The sequence below is a fragment of the Mucilaginibacter sp. P19 genome, assembly GCF_050632265.1.
In the GTDB taxonomy this organism is placed as follows: Bacteria; Bacteroidota; Bacteroidia; order Sphingobacteriales; family Sphingobacteriaceae; genus Mucilaginibacter; species Mucilaginibacter gossypii.
Genome location: NZ_CP192586.1, coordinates 3,815,864 through 3,832,157 on the forward strand (window position 1 = coordinate 3,815,864; position 16,294 = coordinate 3,832,157).

A 16,294-nucleotide genomic window follows, 5' to 3' on the forward strand; every position below is an offset into this window, starting at 1 on the left:
TTTTGGTTATTTAACATAATTCCTTTCACCTTTCACCTTTCACCTTTCACCTTTCACCTTTCACCTTTCACCTTTCACCTTTCACCTTTCACCTTTCACCTTTCACCTTTCACCTCAATTGTAACTTTACAGTAACTAATTTCTTTTAACCATAAGTTTTCAGCATATTTAGGTTTGACATCTTTCCTGTATGCGTAAACTTTTACTATCAGCCTGCCTGTTATTAGCTATTGGGTTTCATGTATCTGCTCAAAAAACAGCTAAAAAACCTTTAGATCATACTGTGTTTGACGGATGGCAAAGTATAGCAGGGCAACGCATCAGCAATGATGGTAAATGGATAGGTTATGTCATAAAGCCGCAGCAGGGCGATGCTGAACTGATTATAAAAGACGCCAGGAACGCTACTTTGGTAAAAATTCCGAGAGCTGACACAATTAAGATAAGCAGCGATTCAAAATTTGCTGTATGCCTTATCCGTCCGTTTTATAAGGATACCAGGCAGGCCAAAATAAAGAAGAAAAAACAATCGGATTTCCCTAAAGATACTTTAGGTATAATTACTTTAGGATCATCATCCGTAAGGAAAGTCCCGGCCATCCGTTCATTTAAAATAGCCGAAGATGCGGCTATTATTGCTTACCTCGCAACAGCCGATACGCTTAAAAAACCTGCATCAGGCGATACCACAAAAAAAGCGGTAGCTGCAACTGTAGCCCCGCCTACACATGAAGGTGCAGATTTAACTATTAAAAAGTTAAAAACCGCCGCCGAACGCTCTTTTAAATATGTTACCGAATACCAGGTCAGTAAAAATGGAAAATGGATTGCGTTTGCTGTAACAGCGCCGGCTAAACAAAAAGAGACTGTATCTGGTCTGTATTTATTTGATTCGGAAAAAAACACGGTTAAACAATTAAGCACCGGCAGGGGTAATTACCGTAACATCAGCATTGATGATGCCGGGCGCCAGGTAGCTTTTACTGCCGAAAAAATCCGGAAAAGGCACTGGTAAAACCTTTTAAGCTTTATTACTACAACACGGCAAAAGATAGCGCGGAAGTTATTGCCGCTGCCGGAACTGCAGGCATATCCAATAACTGGGCGGTAAGTGGCGATGGCAAAGTGAGCTTTAGCAAAAGCGGCAATAGCCTTTTCTTTGGCACTGCGCCTATCCCCAAACCTGCCGATACCACCCTGGTTGATTTTGAGGTAGCCAAACTGGATATCTGGAACTACAAAGATGATTATCTGCAACCCCAGCAGCTCAAAAACCTGCAAACCGACCTAAAGCGTAGCTATCTTGCTGTGATAAAACCTGAAGAAACGAACGCCAAAACTGTTCAATTAGGTAACAAGGCCATCCCAGAAATATTAACTGCCGAAAATAAAGATGCCCGCTATGTTTTAGGGCTTACCGACACCGGCGCACGCGTATCGGCCCAGTGGGAAGGCAGTACCAGGCAACAAGCCATTTTAATTGATACCCGAAGCGGCAATCACAGGTTTATTAATGCCTCTTTGGGCCGTTATTATATCTCTCCGCAGGGCAATTATGTACTATGGTTTGATCTCAAAGATCAGGCATGGTACTGTTATACCATTGCAACAGGGCAAAAAATAAACCTGAGCAAAGCAACCGGCACCAAAATGGGCGACGAACTGAACGATGTGCCAGGGTATGCTTCGGCCTATGGTATGGCCGGCTGGTTAGCAGGAGACAAGGCCGTATTTATTTATGACCGGTACGACATATGGCGTTTTGACCCGGCAACGGGCGACGCGTTTAATTTTACCAAAGGCATCGGGCGTAAAAACAAACTGATCATGAGGTATGATCAAACTGACCCGGAGCAAAAATTCATCCCGCTGAAAGAGCCCATGTGGCTATTAACCCAAAACGAAGAAACCAGGCAATGGGGATATTTCAGGAAGTTTCCTGAGACTAACAATCTGCCCGAAAAAGCGGTCATGGCCTCAATGAGTTATGATAACCTGCTGAAAGCTAAAAATGCCGAAACTTACATCTACACCAAAGCAAGCTATAAACAGTCGCCTGATTTGTACTTTTCATCTGATTTGAAGAAAGAGATCAAGCTGAGCAGCATCAACCCGCAGCAAAGTGAATATAACTGGGGCACTGCCGAGCTTGTGAGGTGGACGACACCTAAAGGCTATCAGTCGCAAGGGATCCTGTACAAACCCGAAGATTTTGACCCGGCCAAAAAGTACCCGATGATAGTTTATTTTTATGAGAAACTTTCTGACGGGCTTTATAATTACATTGCTCCGGCTCCCACTCCTTCCCGCCTGCCTATCTCATTTTTTGTGAGCAACGGCTATCTTGTTTTCGCACCTGATATCAGCTATCAAACCGGTCATCCGGGGGCATCAGCGGTCGAGTTTGTAAATTCGGGTGTTGAGGCTTTAAGGAAAAACACATGGGTTGATGCTGCACATATTGGCTTACAGGGCCAAAGCTGGGGCGGTTACCAGGTGGCTTACCTCATTACCCAAACCAATATGTATGCAGCAGCCTGGGCAGGCGCGCCGGTAGCTAACATGACTTCGGCCTATGGCGGTATCCGCTGGGAATCTGGCCTGAACAGGCAATTTCAGTACGAAAAATCACAAAGCCGCATTGGTGCTACGCTTTGGGAAAAGCCCGAGCTGTATATCGAAAACTCGCCCTTGTTCCAGTTACCTAAAGTAAAAACACCGGTAATGATCATGAGTAATGATGCCGATGGCGCTGTGCCATGGTACCAGGGGATTGAAATGTTTACAGCTTTACGCCGTTTAGGTAAACCTGTTTGGTTACTGCAATACAATGGCGAGGCTCATAACCTGGTGCTGCGCCAAAACCGCAAAGATATTACTATACGTGAGCAGCAATTCTTCGATCACTTTTTAAAAGGCGCGCCAATGCCGGTTTGGATGGATAAGGGCGTACCTGCAGTTGATAAAGGAAAAGACTGGGGCCTGGAGCTGGAAAAATAAAAGTTTATATAGAAATTAATTTCACACAAAGTAATAGCATTAATATTCTATAGCTCTTTCAAAAAGCCCAGCAGCGCAATGGCCACACCGGCCAATACCGCCATCATTTTATGCATATTGAAACGGTGATCAGCACTCGATTCAAAGAGGATGGTAGTGGAGATATGCAGGAAGATGCCGATAACAACGCCCATGATCCTGTTAAAATAATGCTGCAGGTTGCCGATGTTTCCGCTGCTTAACGCGTCGCTAAAAAAATAACCTGCCGGCGCCATTACCGCAAATACTGCCACAAAAAGTATGGTTTTGTTTTTCCCTTGTTTGTTTGTGAGCAACACTGTAGCCAGTGCGAAAGCCGCCGGGATATGATGTAAGGCAATGCCGTAAACTAATTGGTCCTGGTTGCCCTGGGCAAGCGGCATCCCTTCCAAAAAGCGTGCAGGCAAAGGCTTGCCATGATACCAATCGGGAAAACTGCCAGATCATGCGGGTGTTTGTGCATGTGGCCGTGCTCAATCCCGTCCGAAAATTGTTCAAGCACAATCTGAAACAGGAAGCCGACCAATATGAATACGCCAACGTAGTTATCATTACCGTGGTAAGCATCAGGAATCAGGTGCAAAACGGTAATACCAAACAGGTAAGCCCCGCTGAACGACAGCACCAGCTTCAGTGTTTTGTGGTTATCGCCTTTAAATAAAAATACAGAAGTACCGCCAAAAAAGGCGGCAAAAAAAGCAGCAGAATTTTCCAATATCCCATTAAAAGGCAGGTTGTAATTTTTTAAACAATAATGAAAACAGCCATCCAACAAAGGCCCCATATAAAGCGCCGCACAATACATCTACCGGGAAATGAACCCCCACGTATACCTGTGCAAAGCAAATGCTGCCTGCCCAAAGTATCGCCCAAAGCCATACCCACCTCCATTTTCTGAAAAACACAAAGCCAAGGAATATCGCCATGGCAAAATGATCGGTGGCGTGGGTTGATGGAAAACTATATCCGCTACCACAAGGCACACGGCTGATATCGGTTGCAGATACAACCGGATCACGGCAAGGGCGAAGCCGCTGAATATTGTGCTTGATAATAACTCCACTGGTGAAATCAGCAACGCCTGCCGATGCTGCCAGCAGCATTATAATAATAGCGCCTGTTTTTTTATATCGCCATAAACAAAAAATAATGATGAAAATATACAGCGGGATCCAGAATTTGGGGTTACGTAACAAGGGCATGATCCAGTCGAAAAACGAATTGGACAGGTCATGATTAATGAAATAAAATAGATGCCGGTCGAGGTTTAAAAGATAGTCGGGCATTGTTTTTTACTATAGGTGTTTGTTTGCTGTAATTTCCAAAGTTATCAAATAGCTTAAAAAATCCTTCAAATTTTAATACTTAGCAGCAGCATTATCCCGTTAAGCATAAAATAATGCGCAGGGATGACAATTGAAACCACCCTGCACCGTATTAAAAAACAACAAATTAACCGTAACCTTATATGCAAGCGTTTGCGTAAATCCTTAAAACAATATCATTTGTAGCTTATATTTTTTACTTTTACCACACCAAAAACTTCGCATTTTGACATTAATAAAATCTATTTCAGGAATACGCGGCACCATAGGCGGTGCTGTTGGCGATGGTTTAACACCGCTTGATATTGTAAAATTCACTTCGGCCTACGGATCATGGGCTGTAAAAAAATCGGGGATTAAAAAGATTGTGGTAGGCCGCGACGCCCGTTTATCGGGTGCTATGGTGAACAATCTTGTTATTGGCACACTTCAGGGTTTGGGGATTGATGTTATTGATCTTGGTTTATCAACTACACCGACTGTTGAGGTTGCCGTTACCGGTGAGCAGGCAGCGGGTGGTATCATCCTTACCGCAAGCCATAACCCAAAACAATGGAATGCCCTTAAACTGCTCAATGCCAATGGCGAGTTCATCAGTGATGCCGATGGCAAAGAAGTGCTAACAATTGCCGAATACAGCGACTTTAATTATGCCGATGTAAACGATCTGGGTAAAGTTACTCATGATGATACCTGGCTTCAAAAACACATCGACCTTGTACTGGCCTTGCCGCTGGTTGATGTTGAGGCGATAAAGAAAGCCAACTTTAAAGTGGTAATAGATTGTGTTAACTCAACGGGCGGTATTTTTGTACCGGCCTTGCTGAAAGCTTTAGGCGTTGAAACCGTTCACGAACTATATTGTGAGCCGGATGGCAATTTCCCGCATAATCCTGAGCCGCTTCCTGAAAACCTGACAGCTTTATCAAAAGAGGTTGTGGGTAAACGTGCCGATTTGGGTATTGCTGTTGATCCGGATGTAGACCGCCTTTGCTTTGTTTGCGAAGATGGTAACATGTTTGGCGAAGAATATACACTGGTTGCCGTAGCCGACTATGTTTTGAAAAACAATGTGGGCAACACGGTATCTAACCTGTCATCAACCCGTGCGCTGCGCGACGTAACTGAAAAAGCAGGCGGCGAATACCATGCGGCTGCGGTTGGAGAGGTTAACGTGGTTAACAAAATGAAAGAAGTAAACGCAGTTATTGGCGGCGAAGGTAATGGCGGGGTTATCTACCCTGAGTTACATTACGGCCGTGACGCTTTAGTTGGTATCGCGTTGTTTTTAACACATCTGGCCAAATATGGTAAATCGGTTTCGAGTTTGCGCGCGTCATATCCGGGTTATTTTATTTCAAAAAATAAGATCACTTTAACGCCCGAAATGGATATAGACGCCCTTTTGGCGAAAGTTGAAGAAAAATACATCAAGCAACCCCACTCAACAATTGATGGCCTGAAAATAGAATTTGATAAAGAATGGGTACATTTGCGGAGGTCAAACACCGAACCCATTATCAGGATCTACTCTGAAGGTAATTCTGAAACCGTGGCAAACGGTTTGGCCAATAAGATCATCATCGATATTAAGGAGATCTTACAACTGAAAGGTTAATTTTACTGGTATTAAAAATAGCAGGCAACCGGCGGTAAATACCGTTGGTTGTTTGCTTATTATATACATTACCGGGCATATGTTTTTGAAGTTACTGATCCATTAATTTATAAATTTTAAAAAATGCGCGTTTATTTTGATAATGCCGCCACTACGCCGCTTGATCCGGATGTGATGAAGGAGATGTATAAGGTGATGGAAAGCCAGTTTGGTAATCCGTCGTCTATACATGCCCACGGCAGGGAAGCCCGTACTTTAATTGAGCGTTCGCGGAAAACGATTGCCGGTTTACTGCACACCTCGCCCGCCGAAATCTTTTTTACATCAAGCGGTACGGAGGCCGATAACACGGCTATCAGGTGTGGGATCATTGATCACAAAATTACCCATGCTATCACCAGCCCCACCGAGCATCACGCAGTGCTCCACACGCTGGAAGCAATGGAAAAATCGGGCATTATTAAATTGAGCCTGGTAAATATAGACAGCAAGGGTGTTATTGATTATGATCACCTGGAAACATTATTGAAAGAAAATGAACGCAGTTTTGTTTCATTAATGCATGCCAATAACGAAATAGGCACCCTGTCGGACATGGAACGTATTGGTGACCTGTGCGAAGCATACAATGCCATTTATCATTGTGATACTGTGCAAACCATGGGCCATTACCAGCATGACCTGAGCAAGCTTAAAGCTCACTTTGTGGTATGTGCCGGTCATAAATTGCATGGCCCTAAGGGAGTGGGGTTCCTGCATATCAATCATAAAATCAAAATAAAACCATTTATTTACGGCGGCGCCCAGGAACGCAACATGCGCGGCGGTACCGAAAATATTTATGGTATAGTTGGTTTGGCCAAAGCGCTTGAACTTGCTTACAGCGAAATGGAACAGCACCAAAACCACATTCAGGGCTTAAAATCATACATGATGGAGCAACTGGTTGCAAACGTACCCGGTGTAAGCTTTAACGGCGAAACCAACCCCGAAAAAAGTTTATATACAGTACTGAACGTGGCTTTCCCCGAGATGGAAATGAGCGATATGCTGCTGTTTAATCTTGATATTGCCGGTATTTCTGCTTCGGGTGGTAGTGCCTGCAGTTCGGGCAGCGACATTGGTTCACACGTGTTAACTGCTATCGGGGCCAGCTCTTCACGGCCATCGGTGCGTTTCTCGTTCTCAAAGTATAATACAAAAGAAGAAGTTGATTTTGTAGTAGCCAAAGTTCGTGAGCTTTGTGCTGTGAATGTATAAGCTTGAAAATACGCTAATATAAACGCCTTAAGAACTTGGTTCTTAAGGCGTTTTACTTTGGCAGGGGCATGCTAAGTAACTTAAATCCGGGGCCTCTGAAGGTGAAATAACAAAGAGGGCCTGTCAGTCTGAGCCTGTCGAAGACTCGTGCGCAGAGGCCCGCCCGCCATACTTCGACGGGCTCAGTATGACACCCCTTTTTTAAGTTGTCATGGGTAATTTGTTTCAGCGCCTCATACGCTAAGCACACTGCCAAGCAAATCTGATTTGCAACTAATCTCTAATCTCCGACCTCTAATCTCTAAAAAGCTACAACTCCTTCCTCAACCTTGCCACCGGGATGTTCATTTGTTCGCGGTATTTGGCTACGGTACGGCGGGCTATGTTGTAGCCGGCGTCTTTGAGTATTTCGGTCAATTTTTCATCAGCAAGCGGGTGACGTTTATCTTCTTTGCCGATATGCTCTTCCAAAATCTTTTTAACCTCTTTATTGGATACTTCCTCACCGCTTTCGGTTTGGATGGCTTCGGAGAAGAAAGATTTCAGCAGAAAGGTACCAAACTCGGTTTGTACATACTTGGAGTTGGCTACCCGGGATACCGTTGAAATATCCATTCCAATCCTGTCGGCAATGTCTTTCAGGATCATCGGCTTCAGGTTTTTATCATCACCGGTAAGAAAAAACTCATACTGGTACTGCATAATGGCATTCATGGTTTTAAGCAGCGTTTGCTGGCGCTGTTTAATAGCATCAATAAACCACTTGGCCGAATCAAGCTTTTGCTTTACAAACTGCACTGCTTCCTTCAGCTTTTTATCCTTTTGGGAAGCCTTGTCATAATGCTGAAACATTTCCTGGTATGAGCGGCTTACCCTAAGTTCGGGGGCGTTTTTTGAATTGAGGGTAAGGATGAGCACGCCATCATTGTTAGTGATATGAAAATCAGGGATCACCTGCATTTGCTTGGTGTTGATCTCGTTTGAATCGCCGGGTTTGGGATTGAGTTTTAAGATCTCATTGACCACCGCACGCAACTCAACGGAGTTCATATTCAATGATTTTTCAAGCTTATCGTAATGTTTACGGGTAAACTCATCCAAATAATGTTCAACAACCTGTATGGCTTTTTTTACGATCGGGTCGCTTGCATCTTTTTTGCGAAGCTGGATCAGCAGGCATTCCTGTAAGCTGCGCGCGCCTACCCCAGGGGGTCAAAGCCCTGGATCACCTTGAGCATCTCTTCTACTTCGTCATCCTCAGCCAATACATTTTGTGAAAATGCAAGGTCGTCGGTTAGCGACATGATGGGGCGGCGCAGATAGCCGTCGTCATCAAGGCTGCCTATGATTTGCTTGCCGATCATGAAATCTTTATCACTTAGGGGAAGCAGGTCTAACTGGGCTTGCAGACTTTCAAAAAATGAGCTTTGCACAGCAATAGGGATCTCTTTACGCTCATCCTCATCGTCACCATTTTGATCATAGCGAGATCCGTAATCGTTTACGTTATCTTCCTGCAGGTAGTCGTCAATATTAAATTCATCCATCTCGCCCTTTTCCTCATCGTTGTTATAATTATCTTCGTCGGGGTCGCGGTCGGGATATTGTTCTTCGGGTTCGTTTAGGTTGGTAAGGCTCAGATCTTCAAGCGCGGGGTTTTCTTCCAGTTCTTCTTTTATCCGGGTATCAAGCGAAACAGTAGGCACCTGCAGCAATTTTATAAATTGTATTTGCTGGGGCGAAAGTTTTTGTAAAAGTTTTTGTTGAAGGTTCTGTTTAAGCATAATTAAGATGTAGCCAAAAATACATCAAATTAATATCAACTAAAAATTACTTGAGGTATCTGCTTTAAAGTTGTTAAATGTTTTAGGCATACCAATTGTTTTAGCGCTATCAAAAAAACTATATGAATTGATAGTTTATGTAATATTATTAACTTTAAGTAACCAAACTTTAATTTATGGCAATAGTAAAAGAGTTTAAAGAATTTGCAATGCGGGGCAACGTGGTTGACCTTGCTGTGGGTGTTATCATTGGCGCTGCTTTTGGTAAAATTGTTACCTCGCTGGTTGCAGATATTATTATGCCACCTATTGGCATGGCAACCGGGGGTATTGATTTTAAAGATTTAAAGTACGTACTTAAACCGGCTGTTGATAAAACACCCGAAACCGCGATTAATTACGGTTTATTTATCAATAATGTAATTGATTTTTTAATCGTTGCTTTTTGTATCTTTTTAATTGTTAAGGGTATCAACTCTTTGAAGAAAAAGAAGAAGCAGCCCCGGCAGCGCCACCTGAACCAACTAAAGAAGAAGTTTTACTTACCGAAATCCGCGATTTACTGGCTAAGAAAGCTTAATGGAATTTAGTTCATAGTTGATGGTTCATAGTTCATAGCTATAAGAAAAACCGCGAACCATAAAATTTGGTAACCATGATTGATAGTTAGGAAATAGTTAATGGTTCATATATAGCCATATAGCACAAAAACCATGAACTATGGTCCATCGACTATGAACTATCAACCATGAACTATCAAAAAGTTTTCGGCAGCTTAGGATCAGTTAAAATGATATAGTCGGCCATGCCGGCTAATTTGCTCCAGTCGGGCTTGTCAAAACTATCATCCATGTAGGTTGATATGTTAAGCACGCGTAATTTGGGTGCGTATTTTTTAAGTTGGGCTACCGCGCCCAGTTTTTCTTCACTGTGAAAGCCGCCGTTAAGCTGCAATACTTTAAAGCCGGAGTGGTTTTTCAGGAATTTCGCTATCGACCAGCCCATGGTAGCATCCCAAAGGTTTTGCGATTGGTAAATCTGCATGCCCGGCATTGAGGCATGACCTCCCATTATTTTAGCAAATTTATCATAATAGGCCCCGGTAGCAGTATCGATAGGCAGCGGCGCAAGATAGCTTTTAGCCTGCGCATCAAGCTGCTTTAAAGCATCAAGGCCCCCGCGTGTAACCATGTTGGTATAGCGGGTTGGAGCGTTGGCTGCTATTACCGGCAGATGATTGGATTTGGCAAGTTCAACAAGCGGTTTGTAATCCTTATAGTTAGGCCAGGTACGTGCATCTGTTACCAGATTTTTTCGCGAATAAGCCCCGCGAGATATTCATTCAGCACCAGCTGACAGTCAGTTTGAAACATCTCCATGGAAAGCGCCGTTTTCTGCGGATATTTTTCCGAAAGCTTTTTGAACAAGCTAAACTCCAGATAGTGCGCCGTTGAATCATTATGCTCTTCGCCAAAAAAAGCGCATCAGCATTGGCCATGTCATTAACAATATCATCGGGCGTGATGATCTTTTGTGCCGATGTGCTGTAAATTTTATAATGTGTTGCAGGTAGTTCCTGCGCTATGGTAACAGCCGATAAGGAAATAAAAAGTATGGAGAGGATTAATTTCATTTGTTAGGACAACCTGTTGAATTTACACTTTGTTAATGATTCGGAACTATTTATTCAGCTTTTTTTAGCAAATGCCGTAGTTCGCGATTGCACATTGTTGCAAAATTGAATCTGTAACAAATAATTAATGTTAAATTTAACTTTTTATTTAATATGATTTGTAATGATAGCTTAGCGCTGTTATTTAGTTCAGACAATGAACAGGATTTCGAATTTAATTATTGCGTATACAATTAGTTTTCCGGAAAAAGTGCCACTGATTTGCAGCCACCGGGCGGCAGCACACATGTTATTATAAATAAGAAAAATAGTGTTTGAATTATTAAATAAAATAACTACATTTGCGCTCTTGTTTTAAAAAGACGAATAGAATAAAATATAGCCATGAAAAGAACGTTTCAGCCTTCTCAAAGAAAAAGAAGAAATAAACACGGTTTCCGTGAACGCATGTCAACTGCTAACGGTAGAAGAGTATTAGCAGCCAGAAGAGCTAAAGGCAGAAAAAGGTTAACTGTTTCTGACGAAGGCAGGCACAAAGCATAATTGAGGTTGCCCTACCCTATTTATAAGGGTTTGGAACCGCTTATCTGCTTTATCCTTCGGTTCAAAAATGGCAACTATGTATACTTTTAAAAAGAAGAACGGTTATGTAACAAAAGGCTTATTGACAAGCTTTTTCATAACGGTTCTTCTTTTTTATGTTATCCCTTCCGGGTATCCTGGCTTGTCAATCCCGAGCCACAGCCCTATCCTGCGCAAATTCTTTTTTCCGTTCCTAAAAAGCGTTATAAACACGCCGTTGACCGTAATTTGGTAAAACGACTGATGCGCGAAGCGTACAGGCTCCACAAACAGCAGCATCTTTATGATATTCTGCAGCAAGCGGATAAAAAGATAATTATTTCGGTAGGCTATGTAGGCAAACAAATTGAACCATACCTTTTCATCGAAAAAAATGCTGAGGATGCTTGCCCAGCTTTCAGGTGAGTTAACTGCTGCAATACCAGTCACGGCTAATTAACATGAATGGGCTTATGGATACAATCACCAGGTTTTTAAAAGCAATAGTTGGGGGAGTTTTCATCATCCTTATCAAATTTTACCAATATTTTATATCGCCGCTTTCAGCTGCATCATGCCGGTATACACCCACCTGCTCGCAGTACGGTGTTGAAGCCATCAGGAAGTATGGCGCTTTTAAAGGTGGTTGGTTAACCATAAAGCGCATTGCCAGTTGTAATCCCTGGGGTGGTCATGGGCATGATCCGGTACCATAAATTTATAATATGAGCCTTATACTTCAAATAGAAACAGCAACAACATCCTGCTCGGTAGCACTTGCCCGCGATGGCAAGGTTTTGGACTTTAAACAAATAAATGTCCGTAATATCCATGCTGAAGTTATTACTTTATATATCGATGAATTGCTGAATAAATCGGGAGTAACTTATAACGAGCTTGATGCTATTGCTGTGAGCAGCGGTCCGGGGTCATACACCGGTTTACGAATAGGTGTATCTACCGCCAAAGGATTGTGCTTCGCCCTTGATAAACCTTTGATAGCGGTTGAAACACTTGAGGCTATGGCTTATGGCGTTATTAACAGCCTGGGGGATGCTGCTGATGGAAATATGCTGTTATGCCCGATGATAGATGCCCGCCGAATGGAGGTTTACACAGCATTATTTGATGCTGCCGGCAACAGAGTGCGTGAAACAGCTGCTGATATTATAGAAGGAAACAGTTTTGCCAACTATTTGAAAGACCATCAGATCCTGTTTTTGGGTGATGGTGCCGAAAAGTGCAAAGGTGTTTTAAGTGAAAGCCCAAATGCCTTGTTTTTGGATGATTTTGTAAACTCGGCAACATATCTTACCCAAAAAGCAGCTCAAAAATTTACTGATGGCGCATTTGAAGATGTAGCTTATTACGAGCCTTACTACCTTAAGGATTTTATAGCCGGGAAAAAAGCGCTTTAATTATTGGTTTTAAAAATACGGCCAAACAAACGGCCCAAAAATCCTTTTTCGCCCATAGGGATATAGCTGGAGTTCATGGGATGTTCAATTACCCGTCCAAATTTCAATGAAAAGCCCAGGAAGATATCCGCCCCGCTATAGTTGCCTACCCTATTTATTTGATTGGTATTATTTAAAGCGGCCAGAGTAAGGTGGCCCGTATTTAGTAAGCGTTCGGAACCTATAAAAAATTCGACATTAGGGGATTTTACCATAATTTGTGCGCCGAGATTAAATAATTTATAATCGTCATAAGTGGCCGTTAAGGTAGCTATCAGGTTGTTTTTCTGTACCGAGTTAACCATTGCTCCGGTAAAACCGGAAAAGAACATTTCTTTTTGGGCTACAACCGTTGGGAAATATCTGTATGTTTTTTCATCATCAAGCCAGTAGCTTTTGGATACGCTCAATTCGGCTTTGGCATTTGTTTTTGTGTTAAATGAGGTAACCATTCCGTTACCCCTGACCAATTCATATACAGCATTATATATATTCTCATCACGATGCTTGGATGTAATATCTGTTATATTTGTTGTGTTATTAAAATCAGTAATGGTTGAGCGCTTGTTCCAGTGAATAAAGCCAAGGTCTTTTATATTACCTTGTATCAGGATCCCATCCTCTGTTCGGTAAGTTGCACCCATTGATATCGCCGCACCTGGGTTGCGAAACGTTGGTAAAAAGTCACGCCCATCCAGTCTGCCGGGCACATAGCTCCTGTAATACCGTCCCCTCATATAAACGTCGGCATTGTCATTGTCAGGATTTGCCGGGACCCGGTTAATCTGCAGGCTCGACTCCTCCACATCTATTTTGTTATATTGAACACCAGACAGGTAGCTCAGCTTAAAACCTAAGGAGAGTTGTTTATTAACCTGCTCCCGGTAGATATAACTTAACTGGTCATACATCTGCATCCTATAATGGTTGTTGAATATATTATCATAATTATCACGCGCAAAATTTGACGGTCCATCAAGAAAAGCTATAGACTCATCGGTAACCAGGCCTTTACCTTCCACTTTGGTTTGGGCCGAAAAGCCCATTTCAACATTGCCGTTTAAGCTGGTGAAAAGTTTAACCATTACCGCATATGAATTGGCGTTTACATTGAAATGATTTAAAGCATTTCGGCCGATGCGCAATGATGAGGTATTATAATAAGAAGGGCTTGCAAATGCGCGGCTTTTCAGCGGCCGTTGTATATTGCCGGTTACATAAAAATTAGCATCGAAATTCGGGATGAAAAAATTGAATGCTACCCCCGGCTCGAATCGGGGATAAAGGCTCTTTGTGAAGGATTTTCAAATGAATCGTAAAGCGTGCCGGTATTATATTGCGAAAACTGTTGAGCCGATACGGATAAAGAACAAAAAATAAAGAAAAGAATAGTAAAGAAGATTTTATTCATAATTGGCTCACATATCTTGCCCCGAATCTACTTAAAGAAAAGAACTCAAAGCTGATTGTCTGTAAATTTTTTACAAATTGCTATTTGTAATGTTTTACGAAATTTGGCGGGTATTGTTGTGTAAACGTAAATAAATTTATTTTTTAACTGCACTTGTATCCGGAACATTTAGGCGCATACAAAAATTGGTATAAAAGTTTCTGTCGGATGCAGTGAGTTGGAAGGCAGCACCATAATAATTTTTCCAACCGGGGTCGCTGTTTTCAAAAGCATCGTAAAAAGGCCTTTTTAAATCGCGTTTTAATAAAGGCTGCATGTTTTTAAAGTTAATAAAGAAGGCCACATTGCTCCTTTCGGCCAGCAAATTATCAAACTGGGTATACTGATCGGTTTTTCCTATGAATTTGCGGTTGAAGTAGGTGTCGTTATAACTTTCTAACTCGGATACCGAAGTGGCAAGTATGAGATAATTATCAATGATCATAAAGTAAGGTTTCCGGAAAATGCTGAATGCATCGCCCAATAAAAAGAAAGGCAATTTTTCATAATTAAACTGGCCAACTTTATCGGTAACCATATTACTGATGTTCATCATCACCGGAAAAGCTTTGAGCCATCCTTAACAGAAATGATGGCAAATTTTTCAAAGTACCGCGTGGTAACTATCGCGAACTCGTTACCGAGCAGCTTTTCAAACTCGGGTTTTACAAACAGCCCTGCTTCTGATTTTACCTTATTCAAAAGTTCATTCTTTTCCTTGCCCACTCCCGCTTTATCATGCCACTGTGAAAGGTCGGTTTCAAACTTTTTAGGATCTGAAACGGCGAAGCTTGTGCTGTAGGCAGTTGTGGCCGGGAAAATATCTTTTAAATGATTCTCGACAGGTTGCTGGGCCGAAAAAATGTTTAAATAACTGGTTGCATTATTTCGTTTAGTGGTGAACCCGTTAAACATCAAAGCATCGCTTTTGTAATTTAAGTTTAATGCCGCATAGGCCGGCAGCATTCTAAAGCTCTTAAAAAGATCGGTAGTTTTATTAAGGAAGAGCTGATCAAAAAACTGATTAAGCTGGTTGTAATTAATATAAAGATTGGCAAGTGAATTGGCGTTTTGCTGCTCAGGCAACGGTACAAAGCCATTATGGCCTTTATCCTGCTGGTAGATGGCGCTATGATCAACCAAATCTTTTGAAAAACTGCCCGAAAATATATTGTCGCCGGTTTTAATGAGGTAAAAATGTTTATTGAGCGGCTTAACATATATATTATAACCCTGGCTTGCCGCTATTTGCATAGGCGCTATTTGTAAAGCGCTTTTGGCATTGCCTGTTAAATGATTAAACATAGTTGCCGAAAAAGCTTTTGATGCCGAGGTGGTTACGAGCAAATCTATATTATCATTATTTGTAGGATGAAGGGAAACGAAAATGTTTTGGCCTGTAAAAAATTGATCAAGCTGTGGAGAGGCAATAAGCAACTTGCGTAAGGTGTCAAGTTCATGTAATTTGCCGGGGCCAACAAAAGTGCTCAAGAGCTGGTTGCCGGCAAAAATATCATAAAATCCCTTTTCATTACCAAACTCAAATACTGCCACCGCATTATCAGGAATAGCGCGCATAACCTGCCCGGTACGCACTCCCGGCGGACTTAAATTTTTAAAATATAACACCGTTACCAACACGGTAGCTATAATCAAAAATATAGTGGTTACTATCAGTCGTTTCATAGCAGGGGCGTGCAGCAAATATAGAATTTTACCCCACGGCGTTAAAGTAATACTTTCAATTGGTTAACTTAGCTTTTTATATCGCATGAACAAACAAATAATTATTACCGCTTCGTTTTTAGGTATGCTGGCCGTTATCACCGGCGCTTTTGGAGCCCACGGTTTAAAAGCGTTGCTTGCCCCCGCCCAGCTTGAGGTTTGGCATACTGCTGTACAATACAACTTCTATCATGTATTTGCCCTGCTTTTTTTAGCAGTTTTTGCGCGCGAAAAGAGCGGGGGCTTAATATCGGCAGCTTACTACCTGTTCACTTTCGGCATTATATTCTTTTCAGGTTCGCTGTACCTGTTATCATGCCGCGATCTGCTTGGCTGGAACTGGCTTATAGCCATGGGGCCAATTACACCCATTGGTGGTTTGTTGTTCATTTTGGGCTGGCTGATGCTGGCATTAGCTGCTATCCGCAACAAATAATAAACG

At 42.2% G+C, this 16,294-nt stretch carries 16 protein-coding genes and 3 pseudogenes; 10 read left to right on the top strand and 9 right to left on the bottom strand.

Translation table 11 applies throughout. The annotated features are described in order from the left end of the window. The first annotated feature begins 190 nt into the window (after positions 1-190). Positions 191-1,015: a hypothetical protein gene (locus ACQ86K_RS18450; protein WP_431198514.1), complete on the top strand. Its 825-nt coding sequence runs from the start codon at positions 191-193 to the stop codon at positions 1,013-1,015. Between the two features lie 110 nt (positions 1,016-1,125). Then, positions 1,126-3,000 carry an alpha/beta hydrolase family protein gene (locus ACQ86K_RS18455; protein ID WP_431198515.1) on the top strand — a complete coding sequence of 625 codons (1,875 nt, stop codon included), beginning with the start codon at positions 1,126-1,128 and terminating at the stop codon, positions 2,998-3,000. A 47-nt stretch (positions 3,001-3,047) separates the two neighbouring features. On the opposite strand, the gene ACQ86K_RS18460 is transcribed toward ACQ86K_RS18455, so the two are convergent. Genes ACQ86K_RS18460 through ACQ86K_RS18470 form a run of 3 tightly spaced genes read right to left on the bottom strand, consistent with a single transcriptional unit; the run spans position 3,048 to position 4,325 of the window. After that, a complete protein-coding gene (locus ACQ86K_RS18460) occupies positions 3,048-3,422 on the bottom strand; it encodes a ZIP family metal transporter (RefSeq protein ID WP_431198516.1) in 375 nt (124 codons plus the stop codon). Beyond that, positions 3,389-3,754 carry a hypothetical protein gene (locus ACQ86K_RS18465; protein ID WP_431198517.1) on the bottom strand — a complete coding sequence of 122 codons (366 nt, stop codon included), beginning with the start codon at positions 3,752-3,754 and terminating at the stop codon, positions 3,389-3,391. The genes ACQ86K_RS18460 and ACQ86K_RS18465 overlap by 34 nt, the downstream gene beginning before the upstream one ends. A 7-nt stretch (positions 3,755-3,761) precedes the next feature. Further along, positions 3,762-4,325 carry a phosphatase PAP2 family protein gene (locus ACQ86K_RS18470; protein WP_431198518.1) on the bottom strand — a complete coding sequence of 188 codons (564 nt, stop codon included), beginning with the start codon at positions 4,323-4,325 and terminating at the stop codon, positions 3,762-3,764. Between the two features lie 265 nt (positions 4,326-4,590). Between ACQ86K_RS18470 and glmM the strand changes: the two genes are divergently transcribed. Together glmM and ACQ86K_RS18480 are read left to right on the top strand one after the other, a co-directional pair. After that, a complete protein-coding gene (gene glmM / locus ACQ86K_RS18475; RefSeq protein WP_112654294.1) occupies positions 4,591-5,982 on the top strand; it encodes a phosphoglucosamine mutase in 1,392 nt (463 codons plus the stop codon). A gap of 123 nt (positions 5,983-6,105) precedes the next feature. Next, the gene (locus ACQ86K_RS18480; RefSeq protein WP_431198519.1) at positions 6,106-7,242 is read left to right on the top strand and encodes a cysteine desulfurase family protein; all 1,137 of its coding nucleotides are present in this window, start codon (positions 6,106-6,108) and stop codon (positions 7,240-7,242) included. 309 nt (positions 7,243-7,551) lie between these two features. Here the strand turns inward: ACQ86K_RS18480 and rpoN are convergent. Then, positions 7,552-9,026, bottom strand: a pseudogene (gene rpoN, locus ACQ86K_RS18485) (RNA polymerase factor sigma-54). A gap of 176 nt (positions 9,027-9,202) precedes the next feature. Between rpoN and mscL the strand changes: the two are divergent. Continuing rightward, positions 9,203-9,606, top strand: a pseudogene (mscL, locus tag ACQ86K_RS18490) (large-conductance mechanosensitive channel protein MscL). A gap of 176 nt (positions 9,607-9,782) precedes the next feature. On the opposite strand, the pseudogene ACQ86K_RS18495 reads toward mscL, so the two are convergent. Together ACQ86K_RS18495 and ACQ86K_RS18500 are read right to left on the bottom strand one after the other, a co-directional pair. Beyond that, positions 9,783-10,453 (bottom strand): annotated as a pseudogene (locus ACQ86K_RS18495) (ChaN family lipoprotein). Continuing rightward, positions 10,369-10,659 carry a hypothetical protein gene (locus ACQ86K_RS18500; RefSeq protein ID WP_431200983.1) on the bottom strand — a complete coding sequence of 97 codons (291 nt, stop codon included), beginning with the start codon at positions 10,657-10,659 and terminating at the stop codon, positions 10,369-10,371. The pseudogene ACQ86K_RS18495 and the gene ACQ86K_RS18500 overlap by 85 nt, the downstream one beginning before the upstream one ends. A gap of 384 nt (positions 10,660-11,043) precedes the next feature. On the opposite strand from ACQ86K_RS18500, the gene rpmH reads away from it, so the two are divergent. From rpmH to tsaB, 4 genes are all read left to right on the top strand, one after another. Then, positions 11,044-11,202, top strand: a complete 159-nt coding sequence (gene rpmH, locus ACQ86K_RS18505) for a 50S ribosomal protein L34 (RefSeq protein WP_083878950.1) — start codon at positions 11,044-11,046, stop codon at positions 11,200-11,202. Positions 11,203-11,322: 120 nt separating this feature from the next. Next, complete coding sequence (locus ACQ86K_RS18510) at positions 11,323-11,646, top strand: ribonuclease P protein component (RefSeq protein ID WP_431200888.1); 324 nt, start codon at positions 11,323-11,325, stop codon at positions 11,644-11,646. 47 nt (positions 11,647-11,693) lie between these two features. Beyond that, entirely contained in the window at positions 11,694-11,936 is a 243-nt protein-coding gene (yidD, locus tag ACQ86K_RS18515; RefSeq protein WP_167516103.1) for a membrane protein insertion efficiency factor YidD, read from the top strand. 9 nt (positions 11,937-11,945) lie between these two features. Further along, a complete protein-coding gene (gene tsaB / locus ACQ86K_RS18520; protein WP_091162664.1) occupies positions 11,946-12,638 on the top strand; it encodes a tRNA (adenosine(37)-N6)-threonylcarbamoyltransferase complex dimerization subunit type 1 TsaB in 693 nt (230 codons plus the stop codon). Here the strand turns inward: tsaB and ACQ86K_RS18525 are convergent. From ACQ86K_RS18525 to ACQ86K_RS18535, 3 genes are all read right to left on the bottom strand, one after another. Beyond that, positions 12,635-13,822, bottom strand: a complete 1,188-nt coding sequence (locus ACQ86K_RS18525) for a DUF5723 family protein (protein WP_431198520.1) — start codon at positions 13,820-13,822, stop codon at positions 12,635-12,637. The genes tsaB and ACQ86K_RS18525 overlap by 4 nt on opposite strands. Before the next feature lie 402 nt (positions 13,823-14,224). Beyond that, positions 14,225-14,683: a hypothetical protein gene (locus ACQ86K_RS18530; protein ID WP_431198521.1), complete on the bottom strand. Its 459-nt coding sequence runs from the start codon at positions 14,681-14,683 to the stop codon at positions 14,225-14,227. Then, entirely contained in the window at positions 14,683-15,813 is a 1,131-nt protein-coding gene (locus ACQ86K_RS18535) for a hypothetical protein (RefSeq protein WP_431198522.1), read from the bottom strand. Before ACQ86K_RS18535 ends, ACQ86K_RS18530 begins: the two co-directional genes overlap by 1 nt. An 85-nt stretch (positions 15,814-15,898) precedes the next feature. Here ACQ86K_RS18535 and ACQ86K_RS18540 point away from each other — a divergent pair, with 85 nt between their 5' ends. After that, positions 15,899-16,288 (top strand): DUF423 domain-containing protein, encoded by a 390-nt coding sequence (locus ACQ86K_RS18540; RefSeq protein ID WP_090527050.1) that lies wholly within the window; start codon positions 15,899-15,901, stop codon positions 16,286-16,288. Positions 16,289-16,294 lie beyond the last annotated feature (6 nt).

What these genes read in the sequence shown, in the direction of transcription:
- ACQ86K_RS18450 (WP_431198514.1), top strand. Translation starts at nt 191, where the DNA reads ATGCGTAAACTTTTACTATCAGCCTGCCTGTTATTAGCTATTGGGTTT.
- ACQ86K_RS18460 (WP_431198516.1), bottom strand. Translation starts at nt 3,422, where the DNA reads ATGCCGCTTGCCCAGGGCAACCAGGACCAATTAGTTTACGGCATTGCC.
- ACQ86K_RS18470 (WP_431198518.1), bottom strand. Translation starts at nt 4,325, where the DNA reads ATGCCCGACTATCTTTTAAACCTCGACCGGCATCTATTTTATTTCATT.
- ACQ86K_RS18480 (WP_431198519.1), top strand. Translation starts at nt 6,106, where the DNA reads ATGCGCGTTTATTTTGATAATGCCGCCACTACGCCGCTTGATCCGGAT.
- ACQ86K_RS18500 (WP_431200983.1), bottom strand. Translation starts at nt 10,659, where the DNA reads ATGAAATTAATCCTCTCCATACTTTTTATTTCCTTATCGGCTGTTACC.
- rpmH (WP_083878950.1), top strand. Translation starts at nt 11,044, where the DNA reads ATGAAAAGAACGTTTCAGCCTTCTCAAAGAAAAAGAAGAAATAAACAC.
- yidD (WP_167516103.1), top strand. Translation starts at nt 11,694, where the DNA reads ATGGATACAATCACCAGGTTTTTAAAAGCAATAGTTGGGGGAGTTTTC.
- tsaB (WP_091162664.1), top strand. Translation starts at nt 11,946, where the DNA reads ATGAGCCTTATACTTCAAATAGAAACAGCAACAACATCCTGCTCGGTA.
- ACQ86K_RS18530 (WP_431198521.1), bottom strand. Translation starts at nt 14,683, where the DNA reads ATGATGAACATCAGTAATATGGTTACCGATAAAGTTGGCCAGTTTAAT.
- ACQ86K_RS18535 (WP_431198522.1), bottom strand. Translation starts at nt 15,813, where the DNA reads ATGAAACGACTGATAGTAACCACTATATTTTTGATTATAGCTACCGTG.
- ACQ86K_RS18540 (WP_090527050.1), top strand. Translation starts at nt 15,899, where the DNA reads ATGAACAAACAAATAATTATTACCGCTTCGTTTTTAGGTATGCTGGCC.